General features: G+C 70.2%; 20 protein-coding genes. 9 read left to right on the forward strand and 11 right to left on the reverse strand.

Annotated elements, in window-relative coordinates; all coding sequences use genetic code 11:
* Positions 1-20: 20 nt before the first annotated feature.
* The gene (locus ACIHFD_RS23315; protein WP_397368678.1) at positions 21-1,160 is read left to right on the forward strand and encodes an alpha/beta hydrolase family protein; all 1,140 of its coding nucleotides are present in this window, start codon (positions 21-23) and stop codon (positions 1,158-1,160) included.
* Positions 1,161-1,217: 57 nt separating this feature from the next.
* Here the strand turns inward: ACIHFD_RS23315 and ACIHFD_RS23320 are convergent, their stop codons facing one another.
* Entirely contained in the window at positions 1,218-1,424 is a 207-nt protein-coding gene (locus tag ACIHFD_RS23320; RefSeq protein WP_192788611.1) for a cold-shock protein, read from the reverse strand.
* 170 nt (positions 1,425-1,594) lie between these two features.
* On the reverse strand, positions 1,595-2,212 hold the full coding sequence (locus tag ACIHFD_RS23325) for a TetR/AcrR family transcriptional regulator (protein ID WP_397368679.1): 618 nt from the start codon (positions 2,210-2,212) through the stop codon (positions 1,595-1,597).
* Between the two features lie 59 nt (positions 2,213-2,271).
* Here ACIHFD_RS23325 and ACIHFD_RS23330 point away from each other — a divergent pair, with 59 nt between their 5' ends.
* The 7 genes from ACIHFD_RS23330 (at position 2,272) to ACIHFD_RS23360 (ending at position 10,884) form a co-directional block, all read left to right on the forward strand.
* Positions 2,272-3,417 carry an FAD-dependent monooxygenase gene (locus ACIHFD_RS23330; protein ID WP_397368680.1) on the forward strand — a complete coding sequence of 382 codons (1,146 nt, stop codon included), beginning with the start codon at positions 2,272-2,274 and terminating at the stop codon, positions 3,415-3,417.
* Positions 3,418-3,645: 228 nt separating this feature from the next.
* Positions 3,646-4,881 (forward strand): extracellular solute-binding protein, encoded by a 1,236-nt coding sequence (locus ACIHFD_RS23335; RefSeq protein WP_363978338.1) that lies wholly within the window; start codon positions 3,646-3,648, stop codon positions 4,879-4,881.
* A gap of 1 nt (position 4,882) precedes the next feature.
* On the forward strand, positions 4,883-5,815 hold the full coding sequence (locus tag ACIHFD_RS23340; RefSeq protein WP_355193977.1) for a sugar ABC transporter permease: 933 nt from the start codon (positions 4,883-4,885) through the stop codon (positions 5,813-5,815).
* Positions 5,812-6,621, forward strand: coding sequence for a carbohydrate ABC transporter permease (locus ACIHFD_RS23345; protein WP_350723315.1), 810 nt, complete (start codon positions 5,812-5,814; stop codon positions 6,619-6,621). Before ACIHFD_RS23340 ends, ACIHFD_RS23345 begins: the two co-directional genes overlap by 4 nt.
* 37 nt (positions 6,622-6,658) lie before the next feature.
* Positions 6,659-7,675 carry a LacI family DNA-binding transcriptional regulator gene (locus ACIHFD_RS23350; protein ID WP_397368681.1) on the forward strand — a complete coding sequence of 339 codons (1,017 nt, stop codon included), beginning with the start codon at positions 6,659-6,661 and terminating at the stop codon, positions 7,673-7,675.
* Between the two features lie 104 nt (positions 7,676-7,779).
* Positions 7,780-9,357 (forward strand): nucleoside hydrolase-like domain-containing protein, encoded by a 1,578-nt coding sequence (locus tag ACIHFD_RS23355; RefSeq protein ID WP_397368682.1) that lies wholly within the window; start codon positions 7,780-7,782, stop codon positions 9,355-9,357.
* Between the two features lie 138 nt (positions 9,358-9,495).
* Positions 9,496-10,884, forward strand: a complete 1,389-nt coding sequence (locus ACIHFD_RS23360; protein WP_397368683.1) for a serine hydrolase domain-containing protein — start codon at positions 9,496-9,498, stop codon at positions 10,882-10,884.
* Between the two features lie 90 nt (positions 10,885-10,974).
* Here the strand turns inward: ACIHFD_RS23360 and ACIHFD_RS23365 are convergent, their stop codons facing one another.
* The 9 genes from ACIHFD_RS23365 to ACIHFD_RS23405 all read right to left on the reverse strand — a co-directional run bounded on the left by ACIHFD_RS23365 (position 10,975) and on the right by ACIHFD_RS23405 (position 19,217).
* Positions 10,975-12,231, reverse strand: a complete 1,257-nt coding sequence (locus ACIHFD_RS23365; RefSeq protein ID WP_397368684.1) for an RNA polymerase sigma factor — start codon at positions 12,229-12,231, stop codon at positions 10,975-10,977.
* Between the two features lie 57 nt (positions 12,232-12,288).
* The gene (locus ACIHFD_RS23370; protein ID WP_350723308.1) at positions 12,289-12,663 is read right to left on the reverse strand and encodes a YciI family protein; all 375 of its coding nucleotides are present in this window, start codon (positions 12,661-12,663) and stop codon (positions 12,289-12,291) included.
* Between the two features lie 37 nt (positions 12,664-12,700).
* Entirely contained in the window at positions 12,701-13,360 is a 660-nt protein-coding gene (locus ACIHFD_RS23375) for a DUF998 domain-containing protein (RefSeq protein ID WP_397368685.1), read from the reverse strand.
* A 103-nt stretch (positions 13,361-13,463) separates the two neighbouring features.
* A complete protein-coding gene (locus ACIHFD_RS23380) occupies positions 13,464-14,801 on the reverse strand; it encodes an FAD-binding protein (protein WP_397368686.1) in 1,338 nt (445 codons plus the stop codon).
* A gap of 22 nt (positions 14,802-14,823) precedes the next feature.
* Positions 14,824-15,492 (reverse strand): nucleoside/nucleotide kinase family protein, encoded by a 669-nt coding sequence (locus ACIHFD_RS23385; protein WP_397368687.1) that lies wholly within the window; start codon positions 15,490-15,492, stop codon positions 14,824-14,826.
* Entirely contained in the window at positions 15,489-16,358 is an 870-nt protein-coding gene (locus ACIHFD_RS23390) for a sugar phosphate isomerase/epimerase family protein (RefSeq protein ID WP_397368688.1), read from the reverse strand. Before ACIHFD_RS23390 ends, ACIHFD_RS23385 begins: the two co-directional genes overlap by 4 nt.
* Positions 16,359-16,383: 25 nt before the next feature.
* Positions 16,384-17,139 (reverse strand): ATP-binding cassette domain-containing protein, encoded by a 756-nt coding sequence (locus ACIHFD_RS23395; protein ID WP_350723294.1) that lies wholly within the window; start codon positions 17,137-17,139, stop codon positions 16,384-16,386.
* Positions 17,136-18,110 (reverse strand): ABC transporter permease, encoded by a 975-nt coding sequence (locus ACIHFD_RS23400; protein ID WP_350723292.1) that lies wholly within the window; start codon positions 18,108-18,110, stop codon positions 17,136-17,138. Before ACIHFD_RS23400 ends, ACIHFD_RS23395 begins: the two co-directional genes overlap by 4 nt.
* 54 nt (positions 18,111-18,164) lie before the next feature.
* Complete coding sequence (locus ACIHFD_RS23405) at positions 18,165-19,217, reverse strand: substrate-binding domain-containing protein (protein ID WP_397368689.1); 1,053 nt, start codon at positions 19,215-19,217, stop codon at positions 18,165-18,167.
* A 132-nt stretch (positions 19,218-19,349) separates the two neighbouring features.
* On the opposite strand from ACIHFD_RS23405, the gene ACIHFD_RS23410 reads away from it, so the two are divergent.
* Positions 19,350-20,558 (forward strand): ROK family protein, encoded by a 1,209-nt coding sequence (locus ACIHFD_RS23410; protein WP_397368690.1) that lies wholly within the window; start codon positions 19,350-19,352, stop codon positions 20,556-20,558.
* Positions 20,559-20,675 lie beyond the last annotated feature (117 nt).

The raw sequence follows: 20,675 nt of genomic DNA on the forward strand, positions 1-20,675 counted from the left end.
TCATTTTTACGCTCCTGCCCATGATGAGATCCCGTCTTGCGCTCGCACTCGTCGCCCTGCTGGGCGCCGTGTTTCCGGCTTCCGCGGCCGCCGCCTCCGCGGAAGCCCTCTCCATTCCCCGCCCGACCGGGCAGTACGCGGTCGGTCGCGACACCCTGCACCTCGTCGACAGGAAGCGTCCCGACCCGTGGGTGCCCACCGAGGACGGGCGGGAGCTGATGGTGTCGATGTACTACCCCGCCTCCACCGGCGGCGGCCCCGCCCCGTACATGACCGTCGACGAGGCCCGGCTCCTGCTCAAGGGGCTGAAGCTCGATACCAGGTTCAAGGCTGAGCAGCTCGCCGGCGTGCGCGTGAACGCCCGCGCCGGCGCCCGCCCGATCGGCGGCAGGCACCCCTTGGTGCTGCTCTCGCCGGGCTTCACGCTCAACCGCGCCACCCTGACGACGCTCGCCGAGGAGCTGGCGTCCAAGGGGTACGTCGTCGCACTCGTGGACCACGCCTACGAGTCGTACGGGACCGCCTTCCCCGGCGGCCGTACCCTGACCTGCGTCGCCTGCCAGGCGATCGAGCGGGCCCCCTCCGACGAGGCGGAGAAGAAGCTGATGGCCAAGGCCGCCGAGGGCCGAGGCGCCGACCTCTCCTTCGTGGTCGGCGAGCTGACGCACTGGAAGCGCTGGAAGATGATCGACCCGGGGCGGATCGGCGCCGCCGGGCACTCCCTGGGCGGCAACGCCGCCGCTGCCGCCATGGCCGCCGACCGCCGCATCCGCGCGGGGGTGGACATGGACGGCTCGTTCTTCGCGCCGGTCCCGCAGTCCGGCCTCGGTAAGCGGCCCTTCCTCATGCTCGGCACCAAGGCCCAGCACTCGCCCGACAGCGTCGACACGAGCTGGCCGCTGGCCTGGCAGCGGCTGGACGGCTGGAAGCGCTGGCTGACGGTCGCCGACTCCGGGCACTTCACCTTCATCGACCTGCCGATCATCGGCGGGCAGGCGGGAGTGGTCGACCCCTCCGCCCCGCTCTCGGGCGAACGATCGGGCGAGATCACCACGGCCTATGTGGGTGCCTTCTTCGACCAGCACCTACGCGGCAGGCACCAGCCGCTGCTGGACGGCCCGTCCGCGGCCGATCCCGAGGTGGCCTTCCAGAATCCCTGACGAAAACGGGCCCGCACCCATGAGGGTGCGGGCCCGTTCTCGACGTGCGCTGTTGCGTCAGGCCGAGACGATGTTCTCCGCCTGCGGGCCCTTCTGGCCCTGGACGATGTCGAAGGACACCTTCTGGCCCTCGGTCAGCTCGCGGTAGCCGCCGTTGGACACGATGTTCGAGTAGTGCGCGAAGACGTCGGCGCCGCCGCCGTCCTGCGCGATGAAGCCGAAGCCCTTTTCAGAGTTGAACCACTTCACGGTTCCGGTAGCCATGTAGATCTCCTTTAGATAAGTGCAGAAAACATGAGCCCATCCGGAATTGCCCGGCAAACAAAACGCGCCCGAAGGTTGTATTCCGTCGGGCGCGCACTAAGTCGATGGGTACCGCAACTGCAACTCCCCCACCCTATCACACGCTTCCGGTGCAGCTGGATGGGACTTTCCTATTCACCGTCGCGTCCGAAAAGTTTTGCCATGGATTGACCTTTTCCTACCTGGACGTCCTCGATGCAGCCGTACACCATGACCTGCACCACATTCTGGACGACGTCCCGGCTGACGCTCCCCGGCGGCGCGCTGACCAGCGTGAACAGCGTACCGCCATAGAGCGCGATCAGGGCCGGGATCTTCTCGCGCGGGATGGTGAGGCCGAGCTGGTCGTGGTGTCCGGCGGTGACCAGCACCGCCGTGTCCTGCAGGCTCGCGAGCGCCGAGGCGAGCGCCGGCCGGCGCGCGGCCTCCAGCTGCAGCTCGAAGATCGCCAGATAGCGGTCGCGCAGCGTGGTCGCCGCTGTGAGCAGCGATTCCGTCAGCAGGTCGACCAGAGTTGCCGGTTGCTCGACGGCCCGGTCGGTGTCGGCGTGGTGCAGCTCGACGATGCGCTCCGCGGCGGCCACCAGCAGGGCTTCGCGGCTGCGGAAGTAGTTGGAGGCCGTCCCCGGCGGGAGGCCTGCCGCCTTCTCCACCGCGCGGTGGGTCAGCCCGTGCGCGCCCGACGACGCCAGCAGCTCGATGGCCGCATCGGTCAGGGCTTGGCGACGGGCTGGATTCGTGGGCGGCATGCGGCCATGATACCAATGCCCGTACTAGTACGATCGTAGTGAATGGACGAGGAGGCCTCATGAGGGTCGTGGTGGTCGGCGCCGGGCTCGGAGGAGTGGCGGCCGCGGTGGGGCTGCACCGCCTGGGTCATGAGGTGACCCTCTTCGAACGGGGCGCCGAGCTCCGGGAGGCCGGCACCGGGATCGTGGTCATGCCCAACGGGCTTCGCGCGCTGGACGCGGTGGGGCTGGCCGACGACGTTCGCGGGCACGTCATGCACGCGACCCTCGGAGGATTGCGGGACTGGCGCGGACGGCCGCTGCTGATCACCGACCTGGCCCGGGCGCAGCAGGAGGTCGGGACGGCCGCCATCATCGACCGGGCGGAACTGCATCGGGCGCTGCGCGCCCCGCTGCCTCCCGGCCTGGTGCGCACCGCGACCCCCGTCGAGCGCCTGGAGCCCGATCCCGCCGGGGTGAGCGTGATGAGCGACGGGAACCCCGTCGCGAGAGCGGACGCCGTGATCGCGGCCGACGGCATCGGCAGCAAGCTGCGCGCACAACTCTTCCCCGGTCACCCCGGGTTGCGGCGCACCGGCCGGATCGACCTGCGCGGCATGCTGCCCCGCCCTGCCGGCCTGACCACGGACCTGCTCGCCAGCCAGCTGGTCGACCGCCGCAGCGGGGCGATGTTCGGCCTGTTCCCCGTCGGCGAGGACCGCCTCTACTGGTTCACCGACTCCGTCCTGCACGGCACGCCGCCGGACGCGTACGAGGCACGCCGGCAGATGCTCTCCCTCATGGCCGACTGGCACCCCCTCGTCACCGCGCTGATCGAGGCCACCCCGCCCGACGACATCTACGTCGACCCGATCGCCCGCCTGGCCGAACCCCTGCCCTCGTACGCGGCCGGCCGGATCGCCTTCCTCGGCGACGCCGCGCACGCCATGCCACCGGACCTCGGCCAGGGCGCCAGCCAGGCCTTCGAGGACGCGGCCGCGCTGACCCGCCACCTGACCGGCGCCGAGCCGGCCGACGTCGCCGAGCGGCTCCTGCGCTACGACGCCGAGCGCAGGCCCAGCGCCAACCGCATCATGCGGGCGGCGTCCCGGCAGTCGCGGCTGACCTCCCAGACCGGTCTCGCCGCGTGGCTGCGCGACACGCTGCTCCGGGCCGTCCCGTCCCGCCTGGCCACCCGGCAGCTCGCCGCGCTCTGGCACGCCTAGAAGGCTTGCGGGTCGTAACGTTACATGTCCGCATCGAGCCTGGCCAGACCCTCACTTGGACGGGCCTGGCCTGTTGCGCGATCGGTAACCCACTCTTGACAGGCTGCGATTTGTGTCGATACATGTTTTATCGATACAACCCCTCGGCGGGCGCAGCTGTCCAGGCGCCCGCCGACGACGATCCGACGTGCCCGACCCCCCACGGTATGAGTGCCAAAGAGGTGCGCGATGTCCCTGCTCAGAAGCTCAACTGCGATCCTGGCGGCTGCCGTTCTGGCCCTGACCGGATGCGGCTCGGGAGGAGGAGGCGGAGGCGGCGGGAAGACCAAGCTGACGTTCTTCTCCTGGGACAACGAGCAGTCGATGAAACCGATCATCGAGGCCTTCGAGAAGCAGAATCCCACCATCGACGTCGAGTTCTCCACGGCCCCGCCGGTGGCCGAGTACATCTCCACGCTGCAGACCCGGCTCGTCTCGGGCACCGGCGCCGACGTGTTCGCGATCGCGGCCGAGAACAAGACCAACCTCATCCAGGGCGGCTTCGTCAAAGACCTGACCGGCAAGCCGTACATGGCGAACATGTCCAAGTTCAACACCGCCACCTACTCCCGGGACGGCAAGGCGTACGGCATGTCGATCTCGTCCTGGTCCGCCGGCATCCTCTACAACAAGGACCTCCTCGCCAAGGCGGGCGTCACCGAGTTCCCGACCAAGTGGGCCGACTTCGTCGCGCTGTGCCAGAAGCTCAAGGCGGCGGGCACGACGCCGTACTACGACTCGGTGACGGGCATGCCGCTCACCCTCGCGGCCCTGGTCGGCCATGAGAACGCGCGCCAGGGCGGCGACGTGGACGCGCAGATCTTCGCGGGCCAGAAGAAGTTCGGGGACCTGTGGCTCGGGCCGCTGACGAACTTCAACCAGCTGTTCACCAGCGGGGTCATGAGCAAGGACGTCGTGGGCCTGAGCGGCGAGCAGATCGTGGACGAGTTCGCCAACGGCCGCGTCGCGATGATCTCCGCGGGCCCGTGGAACGTGTCCACGCTGCGGGAGAAGGCGCCGAAGATGAACATGGCCTTCGTCGGCGTGCCGACGCCCGACGGCAAGCCGTTCTGGTCCGGCGCGGCCTCGCCCGGTTACGCCATCAACGCCAAGACCGAGCACGAGAAGGAGGCCGAGGCGTTCCTGACGTACCTCGGCAGCAAGGAAGGCGTGACGCTGTTCAACAAGCAGACGGCGGCCATGACGACCACGTCGGACGTCACGCCCGAGATCGACAAGGTGCTGGAGCCCAACCTCCAGGCGCTCAAGGACGGCACCTTCTACCTGCCGCAGATCGCCTGGCCACGGGCGCAGGACGCGCTCAACACCGAGGCGGTCGCGCAGCTCCAGCTGATGGTGCAGGGCCAGGAGCAGCCGGCCGACGTGGCCGCCGCGCTCGACAACCGGCTCAAGGGCCAGAGCTGACATGACGGCGTTCGGCACGAGGGCGCCCGCCGCGACGGGCGCCCTGTCCTGGCTGGTCTCGCCGAAACGGCTGGAGGGGCTGCGGCTGCAGGCGTTCCTGGTGCCGATCGGGATCGTGTTCGCGGTGCTGTTCGCGATCCCGCTGGCGCAGTCGCTCTACTTCAGCGTGACCGACTTCAACGGCTACTCGACGGAGGTCAACTTCGTCGGGCTGGAGAACTACCGGAAGATCTTCGCCGACCCGGCCATGCTGGCCGGGCTGGGGTTCACGCTGCTGTACGCGATCGGCACCACGCTGATCATCACCCTGCTGGCGATCCCGCTGGCCGTGCTGCTCAACCGGCGCTTCTTCGGCCGGAGCGTGGTGCGGGCCGTCTTCTTCTTCCCCGCCATCCCCAGCATCGCGATCCTCGGCCTGGTGTGGGGGTTCATCCTGTCGCCGCTCGGGTCGGGCGCCATCAACAGCCTGCTCGGAGAGCTGGGCCCGGTGCCCTGGCTGTCCGACAGCACGCTCGCCCAGCTGTCGGTCATCATGGTCGCCGTCTGGTCGTCCACCGGCTGGCACGCCATCCTCTACCTGGCATACCTGCAGTCGATCCCCGACGACTACTACGAGGCCGCGCGGGTGGACGGCGCCTCGCCGCGCCAGTCGTTCCTGTCCATCACGCTGCCGCTGCTCGCCCCGGCCGTCACCATCAGCTCGCTGCTGCTGATGACCGGCGGCCTGAAGGTCTACGACCTGCCCTACACCCTCACCAAGGGCGGCCCCGGGTACGCCACCTTCACCATCACCCAGTCGATCATCCAGAGCGGCATCGCGCAGGCCAAGTTCGGCCAGGCATCGGCGCTGGCGGTGGTCTTCATGCTGGTCGTCGGCGCGATCGTGGCCGTCCAGCTGGTCCTGTCGAGCCGGCTCGAAGGGCGCCTGTCATGAGAAGGCCGCTGCTCAGCTTCGCGATGATCCTGGCCGCCGCCGTGGTCGGCGTGCCGTTCTACTACATCGTCGTCAACACCTTCAAGACACAGGCGGAGACGTCGGCCTCACCACTGGGCCTGCCGTCGGGCCTGTACCTCGACAACTACGCGCGGGTCTTCGAGAGCACGCCGATCCTGCAGTCCTTCCTCAACACGCTGTACGTCACCGCCGTCTCCATCGTGATCATGCTGATCATCGGGTCGATGGCGGCGTACGCGATGCTGCTGCGCAAGACGCTGCTCAACCGGGTGGCCGGCGCGCTGCTCGTGATCGCGTTCCTGGTGCCGGGGCAGGCCACGCTGATCCCGGTCTACCGGATCCTCGTGCAGCTGCGGCTGGTCGACAGCCTCGAAGGGCTCATCTTCCTGTACGCCGCCGGCTCGGTCTTCTGCTACTTCCTCATCCAGGGCTACCTGCGGTCGCTGCCGATCTCGATCTTCGAGGCGGCGCGCATCGACGGCGCGGGGCCGTGGCAGATCTACTGGCGGATCGTGTTGCCGCTCATCCGGCCCATCCTCATCACGGTCGGCGTGTTCCAGACCATGTGGATCTGGAACGACTTCATCACGCCGAACGTGTTCATCAGCTCGCCCGACAAGCAGACCCTGGTGCTGCAGGTCTACAAGGCGGTCGGGCAGTACTCGGTGGACTGGCCGGCGTTCATGACGCTCAGCGTGATCGTGCTGACCCCCGTCGTGATCTTCTTCATCGCGATGCAGCGGCACATCGTCAACGGGCTGCTGCGGGGGAGCGTCAAGGGTTGACGCGTGAGAGGATGCGGGCCGTGCGGGTGATCCAGAAATGGTGACGATCCAGGACGTGGCCAGGGCCGCGGGGGTGTCCGCCATGACGGTGTCCCACGTGCTCAACGACCACCCCCATGTCAAGGCCGAGACGCGCGAGCGCGTGCTGCAGGCCATCAACCAGCTCGACTACCGGGTCAACGTGGCGGCGCGCAACCTTCGTACCGGGCGGACCGGCACGATCGGGCTCGCCGTACCCGAGGTGGACCGGCCGTACTTCGGGCAGCTCGCGGCCGAGATCATCACGGCGGCGGCCCGGCACAACCTCAAGGTGGCCATCGAGCAGACCGGCGCCTCGCGCGAGGGCGAGCTGGACGCGCTCGCCCTGTCCCGCAACCGCCTCTACGACGGGCTCATCCTCAGCACCGTCGGGCTCGGGCCGACCGACACCGACCTGCTCAAGGTCGACTATCCCATCGTCATCCTGGGGGAGCGCATCTTCGACGGGCCCGTGGACCACGTCGCCATGCCCAACGTCGAAGGCGCCCGCGCCGCCACCGCCCACCTGATCGAGCGGGGCTGCCGCCGCATCGCGCTCGTCGACGGCGGCGCCCAGGGGGAGGAGATCAACGTCTCCAGCCTGCGCTTCACCGGCTACCGCGAGGCGCTCGACGAGGCCGGCGTCGCCTTCGACGCGCGGCTCGTGGCCCCGACCTCGCGGTTCACGATGGAGGGCGGGGCCGCCGCGGCCCGGCGCCTGGTGGACGACGGGGTGGAGTTCGACGGCGTGTTCTGCGTGACCGACACGGTGGCGATCGGCGTGCTGCGCGGGCTGGCCGACCGGGGCGTACGCGTGCCCGACGAGGTGAAGGTCATCGGCTTCGACAACATCGCCGAAGGCGGCTACACCGTGCCCTCCCTGTCGTCGATCGACCCCGATCACTCGCTGATGGCCGGCACGGCCGTCCGGTTCCTCGCCAAGCGGATCACGGAGAAGGGCAAGAAGCGGGAGGTCGCGCGCGAGTTCGTCAGCCGCTTCACGGTCGTGGCCCGCGAGTCCACCGGCGGGGCGTGAGGCCGGCCGCCATTGACATGAATGCGCACTCTCCGTAGCGTGATAAATGTCCAGTCGTTAGTGAATAGATATTCATAACAGGACATTGCGCGGCAGGAGAGAGCATGGCACGTCAGTGGGTAGGCAGATCTCTCGGGACTTTCTTACTGCTCTCGCTCACGGCGGGCATGACGGCGCCGCCGGCCGAAGCCGTCACCCAGAGCCCCCGGCCGCGGACCATCGTCACCGCCGACCCCGAACTCGACGACGCCAACTCGCTGATCCGATACCTGCTCTACAGCAATGAGGTGACGACCGAGGGGCTCGTCTACGCCAGCAGCCGGTTCCACTGGAAAGGCGACGGCAAGGGGACGGAGTTCTTCCTGCCGGGCAGGGAGTACACCACCCCGCAGACGTCGTGGCGGTGGGCGCGGGACGAGCAGTTCATCCACACGGCGGTGAAGGCGTACGCCGAGGTCTATCCCAACCTCGTACGCCATGACCGCGGCTACCCCGACCCCCGCAGCCTGTTCTCCAAGATCCGCGTGGGCAACGTCGAGTTCGAGGGGGACATCTCCAAGGAGACCCCGGGATCGAACCTCATCAAGGACGTTCTCCTCGACGGCAAGGGCGGACCCGTCTACCTGCAGGCGTGGGGAGGCACGAGCACGATCGCCCGCGCGCTGAAATCGATCCAGGAACAGTACGAGGGAACGCCCCGGTGGGACCGCGTCCGCCGCGAGGTGTCCCGAAAGGCGATCATCACCAAGTTCGGCTCACAAGACGCCAGCTACCAGGACTACATCGCCCCCAACTGGCCGGACATCGAGGCACGCGACGTGGCGACCACGATCTGGGGCTACTTCGCCCGCCGCACGGTCCTTCCCGAGCACGCGAAATACCTGTCGGCCCAATGGACGGCGGAGAACGTGTCCGGCAAGGGGCCTTTCGGCGAGCTGTACCGGATCTGGGGTGACGGAAAGCAGATGGTGGAGGGCGACGTCTGGGATCACTTCGGCCTGTCCTACCTCGGCGAGGACGAGCTACGCGCGCGCGGCTACAAGATATGGATGCCCATCCAGGAAAAGGGCTCCTGGATCTCCGAAGGAGACACCTCCAACTTCATGAACCTCGTTGACAACGGTCTGCGCGGTCATGAGAAAGGCGGCTACGGCGGATGGGGCGGCCGCCAGGAGCAGAACCCCGACGACCCGTCCGAATGGCTCGCCTCGAAAGCCGTGGACCACGACCCGCAGGGCAATGCGCCGGCCGACTATGCGGCGGCCCGCTGGTTCGAGGCCGCCCAGCTCGATTTCGCCGCGCGCCTGCGATGGAGCGTGACGCCCGACTTCCGCGCGGCGAACCACCGGCCCGAGGTCACCCTGCCGGCGGGGCGCCGCGACATCACCGCGCGGCCCGGGCAGAAGGTGCGCCTCTCCGCCAGGGCGACCGATCCCGACGGGGACGCACTCAGCTCTCGCTGGTGGCAGTACCAGGAGGCGGGCAGCTACCGGGGCGCAGTCGAGATCACCACCGATGACGGCGCGGCGACCGCCCTACCGGGGAGCCATTCCTCGAAGGCGAGCTTCACCGTGCCGGCGGACGCGCAGCCGGGGAGCACCATCCACGTCATCGTCGAGGTGAAGGACGACGGCAGCCCGGCGCTGACCGCCTACCAGCGCATCATCGTGACCGTGAGATGACCCGGCGCATGTGAAGCCCGTCCCTGGCCGGTCGCAGCGCTGAGAGCGCGTGGCAGCGCGCTGTCAGACCCGTATCAGCGGCGGCGGCCATCGTCGTACGTGCACGTCAGAGCGTACGAGAAGCCGAGAGGGAATCACATGTCGCAGGAGAAGCTGGCCGAGTTCGTCGAGGCGGCGGCCAAGGAGTTCGGGATCCCCGGCGTCGCCGTCGGGGTGCTGGCCGGGGGCCGGGAGTTCGTCGCCGCACATGGCGTGACCAGCCTCGACAACCCGTTGCCGGTCGACGACCGGACCCTGTTCCACCTGGGCTCGGTGACCAAGACCTTCACCGCGACCGCGCTGATGCGCCTGGTCGCGGAGGGCAAGGTGGAGCTGGACGCGCCGGTGCGCCGCTACGTCCCCGAGCTCACGCTCGCCGACGAGGCCGCCGCCGCGCGGATCACCGTGCTGAACCTGCTCAACCACACCGCCGGCCTGGACTGGAACCTGATCGACGTGGAGGAGGAGGACGGCTCCCTGGCCGCGTTCGTGGCGCAGCTGGCCGGCCTGGCGCTGATCGCGCCACCCGGCGTCCGCGCCTCCTACAGCCAGGCGGGCTACAACCTGGCCGGCCGGATCATCGAGAACGTCACCGGCCTGAGCTACGAGAAGGCCGTGTCCGCGCTGGTCCTGGAGCCGGCCGGGCTGTCGAACACCTTCTTCGAGCTGGACGACGTCATGGTCCGCCGCTTCGCCGTCGGCTACAACCGCGGCGAGGACGGCACGATGCGGTTCGCGCGGCCATGGAAGGCGTGGCGGGCCGGCATGCGTGGCAACAACCCCGGCGGCGGCCTCGCCTCCTCCGTCAGCGACCTGCTGGCCTGGGCCCGCTTCCACCTGGGCGGCGCAGTGGGGGTGCTGCCCGCCGAGACACTGCGGAGCATGCGGGAGCCGACGGTCGAGCTGCGGGCCAGCACGCTCGGCGACGCCTTCGGCATCTGCTGGTTCCTGCGCGAGGTGGACGGGGTGCGCACCATCGGGCACGGCGGATCCGGCAACGGCCAGTTCGCCGAGCTGCTCATCGTGCCCGAACACGACTTCGCCGTCGTCTCGCTGGCCAACGCCGGTCCGGACGGCTACCGGTTCAACGAGAGCGTCGCGCGCTGGGCGCTGGAGCACTACCTCGGCGTGGTCGAGCGGGACCCCGAGCCGATCCCGTACGACCGGGCGCGGGCGGAGGAGGTCGCCGGCCGTTACGAGATCGACGCCATGAACCTCGACCTCGCCACCGACGGCACCCGGCTCACCCTCGAGGTCGGGATCAAGCCGGAGATCCGCCAGGCGTCGGAGACCGAGATGCCCCCGGACTACCCGCCGGCCGCCGTGGGCTTCCTGCCCGGCGACGGCAACGGTGACAGCGACGAGTACATCATCACCGAGGGCGGCCTGAAGGGGCAGCGCGGCTTCTTCACCCGCGACGACAGCGGCACGGTCGTGGGCGTCGACCTCGCCGGCCGGCTGTTCGGCCGGGCCACGGCCACCTCCTGATCAATCAGCGGCCGTCACCTCCTGGAGCGGGAAGTGGCAGGCGGTCCCGTGCAGCGGCTCGTCATCGGCCGGCACGGACAGGCAGCGGATCTATGACAGCGCGGCGGCGCGCTCCAGGAACAGGTCGCGCTCGCGGACGTTCCGGGTCAGCTCGGCCGCGCGCCGGAACTCGGCGGCCGCCTCCTCGGCCCGGCCGAGCTTGGCCAGCAGGTCACCGCGGACAGCGGGCAGATGCGCGTACTCCCGCAGGGCGCGCTCGTCCCGGAGGCCGTCGGCGATCTCCAGCCCGCGCTCGGGCCCGTACGCCATGCCGACCGCGACCGCCCGGTTCAGCTCGACGATCGGCGAGGGCGTGAGGTGGGCCAGCAGCCGGTAGAGGGCGGCCATGCGTTCCCAGTCGGTGGCCTCCGGGGTGAGCGCGCGGGCGTGGCACGCGGCGATGGCCGCCTGCAGCCCGTACGGCCCGAGCGTGCCCAGCTCCTCGGCGCGACGAAGCGCGTCCAGGCCGCGGCGGACCAGGAGCCGGTCCCAGCGGCTGCGGTCCTGGTCGAGCAGCAGGATGGGCGAGCCGTCGCGGGCGGTCCTGGCCGGGATGCGCGAGGCCTGGATCTCCATGAGCGCGAGCAGGCCGTGCACCTCGGGCTCCGCGGGCATGAGCCCGACCAGCACGCGGCCGAGGCGCATGGCCTCCTGGCACAGCGACGGGCGGATCCAGTCGTCGCCGGCGGTCGCCGCGTACCCCTCGTTGAAGATCAGGTAGATGACCTCCAGGAGGGAGGCCAGCCGCGCGGGCAGCTCGGCGGGCGGCGGCAGCTCGATCGGGATCTTCTTGTCGGCGAGGGTGCGCTTGGCCCGCGAGATGCGCTGCCCGACGGTGGGCTCCGGAACGAGGAAGGCGCGGGCGATCTCGGCCGTGGACAGGCCGCCGAGCAGTCGAAGGGTGAGCGCGAGGCGGCCCTCGGCGGGCAGCTCGGGATGGCAGGCGGTGAAGATCAGGCGGAGCAGGTCGTCGCCGATGTGGTCGTCGAGGGCCTCGTCGAGCTCGGCCTCCGCCGACTCCTGGCGCAGCTCCATGTCCCGGCCGATCTGCTGCAGCTTGCGCTGGTAGGTGTCGCGGCGGCGGAACTGGTCGAGGGCCTGATGCTTGGCGGCGAGCGTCAGCCAGGCACCAGGATTGTCGGGTACGCCCTTACGCGGCCACTCTTCGAGCGCGGCCACCAGCGCGTCCTGTGCCAGCTCCTCGGCCAGCCCGATGTCGTTGACCATGCGGGCCAGGGCGGCGATGACCCGGGCGGACTCGATCCGCCACACCGCCTCCACCGCCCGGTGCGAATCGGCTACCGTCATGCGTCCTGCATACAGCATCCGGCCGCGGACGTGGTCCGCGGCCGGATGGGCACTGGGTCAGGCCGGCGGGGCGAAGTCCTCGGGCCCGAACAGCCGCAGCACGTCCGATTCGCCCTCCCATCCCGGCCACAGGTCACGGTGGAGCTTGACGAAGCGGGTGGTCCACTCCACGGCTTCCTCCTTGCTCCTGACCTCGTACAGTGCGTAGCTGATCAGCTCCTTGGCCTCGGCGAACGGGCCGTCGCTGACGGTCAGCCGGCCCCCGCTCACCTCGACCCGCGCCCCCTCGGAGCTGGGGGCCAGGCCGCTGTTGTCGAGCAGGGCCCCGGCCTCGGTGGCCTCCTGGCCGAGCTTGAAGATGGCCTCCATGAGGTCGGCCGGCGGCGGCCCTTCGGGCTGGGCGTTGACTTTGAGGGTGACCAGGTAGCGCATGGTGAAATTTCCTTTCTCTATGGGTGGGGATGGAAGGTCAGGCGCGGGAGAGGTTCAGGGACAGTAGCGACAGCCAGCTCCAGATCGCCACGATGCCGGCGACGAACAGCAGGTTGGTCCAGGCGACGCCGCCGCCGCTCGCGATGCCGACGAAGGAGCCGAGGAACAGCGTGCCGGTGACGCGGGAGTACAGGGCCCAGCCCGTGCGGCCCTCACGCGACTGCCGGGAGGCGATGACGTAGCAGGCCGCGACCATGCACAGGAACCCGACGCCGCCGGCGGCCAGGTGCAGGGTACCCGACAGGGTGATGACGCCCGGGCCTTCCGGGGTCCCGGCGGGGAAACCCATCGCGGGGTCGGCGGGGAAGATCGCGGCGCCGATCATGCTGGCGCCGAACACGCCGACCAGGATCGGCGCCCACCGGGCTCCCCGGCCGGGCGCCAGGGCTCGGCGCAGGCCGGCGGCGGCGGCGATGGTGGCCAGGGCGGTGAGGACGAAGTTGGCGGTCTGGATCCAGCCGAGCTCGCCGTTGGCGAGGAAGCTCCACGGGTGGCGGGCCAGGTCGAAGCCCTGCCGGGTGAACGCCTGGGCGAGGGCGACGATCACGTAGAACGGACCGGCGGCGACGCCGAAGCCGAGGAGCAGGCGCTGGGTGGAGAGGGGTCGGGCGGGGGAGTGGGCAAGCTGCCGGGTCATGGTCGTCAACCTCGCGTCGGCGGGGCCGGCCCATCCGGCCCTCTGGACACGCTGCGAACGAGGGGAGGCGTTTTCGACACGCGCCCCGAAGTTTTTTCAAGATTTATTCGGCGAACATCCCCTGCCCGGGAGTCAGCAGGTGGCGGGGGTCGAATCGGGCTTTCGCGTGCTCCACGGCGGGCCACAGCGGGCCGTAGTGGTCCTTCCAGCCGGCCCGCGTGAGCGCGACGGCGCTGACGGGATAGAGGTGGCCGCCGATGGCGCGGATGCGGTCGTACAGCGCGCGGTTGGTCTTGACCAGCCTGTCCACCAGCAGGGAATCGTCGGCGGGGAAGCACACGAGGCTGCAGAGGAACGCGACCTCCCCCTCCGGCAGGCGCACCAGCGGCGAGCTCACGCGGCCGGGGCGGATGGGGTAGAGCAGGATGCGCCCGAACTCGCCCAGGTCCTCCTGGGTCACGTCGGCGAGGAGCTCCGCGGCCAACCCGTCGGCGCCCACGTCCGGGACGAAGGAGTGCAGCCACGGGTGGGGATGGTGCCAGGTGCCCGCCGCCCGCAGGTGGCTCTCGAGCTTGCTCAGCCGCAGGAACAGCTCCAGGTACGGCAGATCGACGCGCTCGGCCCGGTCGCGGAGGTCGGACAGGCCGGCCAGCGTCTCCTCGTCATCGGGCGGCGAGTCGGCCGAGTGACCGACCCCTACTTCGACCACGCACTGCCGGCCCGGCCGGATCGTGCCTTGCAGGAAGTCGACCCGGTCCGTGGACAGCAGGCGGCGCTGGTCGGCCGTCATCGCCCGGTGGTCCGGGTAGGACAGGGTGTGCAGGCGGACCCGTTCGGGAGCGCGGACGAGCCGCAGGACGGCCCGCGTGATGATCCCGTACTGGCTGAGCCCGCCGCGTACGGCGTCGAAGAGCTCGGGACGCGCGCTCGCCGAGCACGTGACGATCTCGCCCTCGCCCGTCACCACCTCCAGTTCGATGACGTTGCAGCTCTGGAAACCGTGCCGGAACGTCATGCCGCCCAGACCGCCCGCGGAAACGGTCCCGCCGACCGAAAGGTCGAGATAGTCGGTGAGCACCGGCGGGGTGAGGCCGTGCGGCAGGGTGACGTCGAGCACCGACCGCCAGGTCGCGCCGCCGCCCACGGTCACGCGATCGGCCTCGACCGCGTGCACGGCGTTCAGGTCGCTCATGTCGATCACGAGACCGTCCTCGGCCTGCGCCCGGCCGTAGACGGAATGGCCCTGCCCGCGGGCGGCCACGGGCATCCCTTGCTCGGCCGCCCGGCGCACCGCGGCGGCCACGTCCGGGGCCGATCCCGGCCGGCACACGGCCGCGGGCCGCCGCCTGATCAGGTGCCCGAAATCGTCACTCGCGGCATCCAGGCATTCCGGCGCGTACAGCCACGCTTCCTTGCTCATCCCGGCCCCCGAACTCGCCATGGTCACCCAGGGTAACCATAAGTCACATGCCGCCGGGATGCTCGATCGACCGGATGACGGCGTCGGGGACGATCAGGTCCGCCTTCGGCTTGGTGGTGGCGATCAGATCGGCGTTGCGCTGGTCGACCTCCGCCACCCAGCTCACCGCGTGCTCCGGCGGCTTGCCGAAGCGGATGTGCCGGGTGACCAGCCGGTCCACGCGCTCGGCGTGGTCCAGATCGCAGTACCAGACCTCGTCCAGCCAGGGGCGTACGCGGCCCCAGTCACCCTCGTCGAGCAGGAGGTAGTTGCCCTCGGTGATGATCAGCCGGGCGGCGCGGGGGACCGGGATGCTGCCGGCGATGGGCTGCTCCAGGTCGCGCTCGAAGGCCGGGGCGTAGACCACGTTCTCCTCGTCCTCGCGCAGGCGGCGGAGGAGGGCGGCGTAGCCGGCGGCGTCGAAGGTGTCGGGAGCGCCCTTGCGGTCGCGGCGGCCGAGCCGGTCGAGCTCGACGTCGGCCAGGTGGAAGCCGTCCATCGGGACGTGGGCCACCCAGTCGGCGGTGAGGCCGGGGGGTGGATCCTGCCGGAGCAGGCGGGTGAGGGTCACCGCGAGCGTGGTCTTGCCCGCGCCGGGGCCGCCGGTGATGCCCAGGACGGCCCGCCGGCCGCCCCAGGCGCGGGCCCGGGCGAGGAGGTCGTCCAGGCTCATCGGGCCGGGCTGGTGTGGAGGTGGCCGGCGATGAAGGCGCGGGCGTGCCGGGCGAGGTCTTCGCCGTCGTCCCACAGGTTGCGCCAGATCGCCAGGTCGTTGGAGAGCCCCTCCATCACGACCGCCGAGGAGAACGACTCGAAGGTGATCGGCCCCTGGTATCCGATGTCGCCCAGGGCGTGGAAGAACGCGGTGAAGTCCAGGTGACCGGAGCCGAGGTAGCCACGGTGGTTCTCGCCGATGTGGACGTAGCCCAGCCGGTCGCCGACCTCGCGCACGGGGCGGACGAGGTCGTCCTCCTCGATGTTCATGTGGTACGTGTCGAGGTGGATCAGCACGTTGTCCTCGCCGATGTCGTCGGCGAGCCGCAGCGCGTCCCGGGCGGTGTTGATGACGTTGGTCTCGTACCGGTTGCAGATCTCCAGGCCGAGCGTCATGCCGTGGCCGCTCGCCTCCTGGGCCAGCCGGCGGAGCACCGCGACCACGTTGCGCCGCCCCGCCTCGGTGAGCGGGCGGCCGTACTTGCCGAGCGCGCTGTAGAGCGCGCCGGTGAAGTGGGTGCCGCCGAGCTCGCGGGTCGTGGCCAGGGAGTCGTGCAGCAGCTTCTCGCCGCGCTCGACCACGGCCGGGTCGTCGCTGGAGACGTCGGCGTCGAAGGCGAGGCCGCGGGAGCAGGCCACGCCCAGCCCGGCCGTACGCAGGGCCTCGCGCGCGGCGGCGACGTCGAGGTTCGCCGAGTCGTGCAGCGAGATCTCCAGCAGGTCGAAGCCGGTCGCCTTGGTCTTGTCGATCGCGTACGCCAGCGAGGCCGGGCCGGTGTCGCCGACCCAGACGAGAGCGTGGACGCCGATGGGGTTGGTGGTCATCTGAGTGGATTGCCTTTCTGGGGCGTCAGTTGCTGAGCGCGCCGGTGATCAGGGCGACGATCTCCTCGCCGGTGGTCTCGGCCGTACGCCGCCCGCCCACGCACCGCCCGGCTCGCATCACCCACACCTGCTGGCTGAGCCGCATGACCTGGGCGAAGTTGTGGCTGATGAGCAGGACCGCGTGACCCTCGTCGCGGAGCCTGAGGATCAGCTCCTCGACCCGGGCGGTCTCCTGCACGCCGAGCGCGGCCGTGGGCTCGTCCATGATCACGAGCTTGGAGCTGAACCCGGCGGCGCGGCAGATGGCCACGGCCTGGCGCTGGCCGCCAGAGAGCCGGCGTACCCGGGACTTCACCGCCGGCACGTTGACGGCGAGCGTGGAGACCATCTCGCGGGCGCGGGCCTGCATGGCGCGCCGGTCGAGCAGGGCGACCGGGCCGAACCTGCGGACGATCTCGCGGTTGAGGAACAGGTTCTGCCACACCGTGAGGTCTTCCACCAGTGCGAGGTTCTGGTGCACGGTCTCGATCCCGGCCTCGCGGGCGTCCTCCGGGGAGCGGAAGTCGGTCTCGGCGCCGTCGAAGACGATGCGTCCGCTCTGCGGCCGGTGGATGCCGGAGATGCAGCGGACGAGGGTGGACTTGCCCGCGCCGTTGTCGCCGACCAGCGCGGTGATCTCGCCGCGGCGCAGGGTGAGGGAGACGTCGGCCAGCGCGCGTACGCTGCCGAAGGCCAGGGAGACCTCGTGGGCCTCGAGCAGGGGAGTGCCGTTCTCGGTCATCGCTGGAACCTTGTGAGCAGGGCGGCCAGCACCACGACGACGCCGACGGCCAGCGGTTGGTAGAACTGGGAGACCCCGAGCAGGGTCAGCCCGTTGACCAGCGCGACCAGCAGCAGCGCGCCGATGACCGGGCCGATGATGGTGCCCCGCCCGCCGAACAGGCTCACCCCGCCGAGCACGACCGCGGCCACGGAGTTGAGCAGGAAGGAGGTGTTGGAGGCGGGTTCGGCCGCGCCGACGCGGGCGACCAGGAGCAGCGCCCCCAGCCCGGCCAGCGCGCCGCTGATGGCGTAGACGGCGATCTTGATCCGCCGGGTGCTGATGCCCATCGCGTTGGCCGACTCCGGCGAGCCGCCGGTGGCCAGCACGTGGGTGCCGAACCTGGTGTGGAACAGCACGACGTGCGCCACGATCGCGACCACGATCGCGATCAGGAACGAGTAGCCGAAGATCCCCACTCTCCCGGTGGACAGGGCCAGCAGCGCGGGGTCGATGATCGTGACCGGCTTGCCGTCGGAGAGGATCAGCGCCAGACCGGAGGCCGCCGAGAGCATGCCCAGCGTCACGATGAAGTCCGCGATCTTGCCCCAGGCGGTGATCATGCCGTTGACCAGGCCCGCCACCGCCGCGGCGAGCACGCCCGCCACGCAGGAGAGCGCCAGCCCCCACTGCGCCGTGTACGCCTGGCCGAAGACCACCGCGCCCAGCGTCATCGCCGAGGCGATCGACAGGTCGATGCCGGCGGTGGCGATCACGAACGTCTGGCCCACGGCCAGCACGATCAGGATCGCGGCGGCCAGCAGCATGGAGGTGATGTTGCCGGGGCTGAGGAAGGTCGGATTGAGCGCCTGGAACACGATCACCAGGACGACCAGTCCGACGAGGGCCGCCCACTCCGCCCAGAACCCGACGTCTTTCAGCTTCGCGGCCCAGTGCTCTCCGTCGCGGGCCGCGAGCGTTGCGTTTGCCATGTCTGTCACTCCTCGTCCCACCGGGCCGGACGGCCGGGCAGGACGGCGTAGGCGCTACTTGATGAGGGACGCGAACGGGTCGTCGTAGCTGCCGAACGGCTTGGGTGTGGCCGCCAGCGCCTTGTCCGCGTTCTCCTTGGTGACCAGCTCGACCGGGGCCTTGACGTTGGCGGGCAGCGTCTTGCCGGTCGCCGCCGCCTGGCACGCCTCCACGCCCATCAGCCCGATCGCGTACGGGTACTGGGCGACGGTGCCGTCCAGGGTGCCGGCCTTGACCGCGTCGAGCGCGTCCTTGATGCCGTCGACGCTGATGACCTTGACCTTGCCGGCCTTGCCCGCGTTGGCGACGGCGCGCGCCACGCCCAGCCCCATGTCGTCGTTGGCGACGAAGAATCCGGCCAGGTCGGGGTGCGCCTGCAGCACGTCGGTGGCGGCGGTGAGCGCGGTCTGCCGCTCCCAGTTGGCCGCGACGGTCTGCACCATCTTGACCGTGGGCCCGAGGCCCTGCTTGAAGCCCTCGACCCGGGCGCCGCTGGTCACGTCGCCCGCGATGCCGCCGATGGCGGCGACGTCGCCGCCATCGGCCAGCAGCTCGGTCATGCGCTGCCCGGCCGTCTTGCCGGCCTCGACGTTGTCGGTCCCGATGTACGTCGCGAGCTTGACGTTCGCGCTCTTGGCCGCCGCCGCGTCGATCGGGCTGTCGATGTTGACCACGGTCTTGTTCTGGGCGGAGAGCTGGGCCAGGCCCTGGACCAGGTTGGTGCCGGAGATCGGGTTGACCACGTAACAGGAGAAGTCCTGCCCGGCCAGGCCGTTGAGCTTGTCCGCCTGGCCGGTCGTGTCCGTGATGGCGTTGGCCGCCTGGACCGTGACCGGCACCTTGGCCGTGGCGGCCTGGTCGTCCATGCCCTGCTTCATCGTCTGGAAGAACGGGTTGTCCAGGCCCTTGATCACGGCGGCGATCTTGGGTGTCGCGGTGCCCGCCTCCCCGGCCACGGGGGTGGTCCCGGTGGTCTCGCTGGAGCCGCAGGCAGCCAGCGCGAGCGCGCCCGCAGCGAGAACCGCGCTGAGGGCCGCGGTGCGGCGACCTCGGGTGTTGGCCATCATCGGATGCCCCTTTCAGCGTCGATGGCATGACCGTAACCAGTGTTTCCGTTAGATTGCAACACTCCTTTCGACTTTTTATGTCGAAACATGGCTAACTTCCGTCTAGTGGGAGACATAGCTAGAGTGACCCGTATGGATGCACCGAGCCTGCCTGGCGTGTGGCGGGGAGCCAGCTCAGGCGAGATCCTCAGCCTGTTCCGCGACGCCCCCGACGGCCTGACGAAGGCCGACGTGATGCGCCACACCGGCCTGTCGCGCACCACCGTCAACCAGCGGCTCGACGGCCTGCTCGCGGCCGGTCTGCTGATGCCCGCCGAGGAGGAGGCGCGCACCCGTGGCCGCCCGGCGGGCCAGTTCGTGGTCAACCGTGACCGCGGGGTGCTGCTGGTGGCCGACATCGGCGCGACCGGCCTGCGGGCCGCCGTGTGCGACCTGGCCGGCGAGGTGCGGGCCGAGCGCGAGGTTCGCGCCGAGGTGACGGCGGGCCCGCAGGCCATCCTCACCATCGTGGACGAGCTGTTCACCGAGGTCCTGGCCGCGGCCAGGCGCAAGCCCGGCGAGGTGCTCGGCATCGGGCTCGACGTGCCGGGCCCGGTGGACTTCGAGACCGGACGGGTCGTCAGCCCGCCGATCATGACCGGCTGGGACCGCTACGACATCCCCGGCTGGTTCCGCTCCCGCTTCGACTGCCCCGTCCTGGTGGACAAGGACGTCAACGCCATGGCGTACGGCGAGCAGCGGCTGCGCTACCCGGACGTGCCCCACCTGCTCATGCTCAAGATCGGCACCGGCGTCGGCACCGGCCTCATCGCCAGCGGCAAGGTGCACCGCGGCGCCGACGGCGCGGCCGGCGACGTCGGCCACATCCAGGTCACGGTGGACGACGTGGCCGAGCCGCCCATCTGCCGGTGCGGCAACGCGGGCTGCGTCGAGGCGTACGCCGGGGGCTGGGCCATCGTGCGCGACCTGCGCGAGGCGGGCCGCGACGTGGCCACCGTGGACGACGCCGTACGCCTGATCCGCAGCGGCGACCTCGTCGCGGTGCGGCTCGCCCGGCGCGCGGCCCGCATCCTCGGCGGCGCGATCGCCGATACGGTCAACCTGTTCAACCCGCGCGTCATCGTCATCGGCGGGCAGCTCGCCCACACCGACGAGCAGCTCTTCGCCGGCATCCGCGAGATCGTCTACCGGCGCTCGCTCCCGCTGGCCACCCGCAACCTGCAGATCGTGCGCAGCGACCTCGACCCGCACGCGGGCGTGCTCGGCCTGGCGCAGCTGCTGGTCGACGGCATCTACACCCCCGCGCGGGTCCAGCAGCTCGTGGACGGCGCCGTGGCATAGCGAGCCGATGAAAGTTACAGGCTTTCCGGCGTGTCCGCCCAGGTCGCGATCGCCTGTGCTTGACCGGCCGTAGCTCCGCGGAAAGAGTCGATCCGAACCTTTCTGGGTTGGGAGTCC

The organism is Nonomuraea sp. NPDC051941, assembly GCF_044593615.1.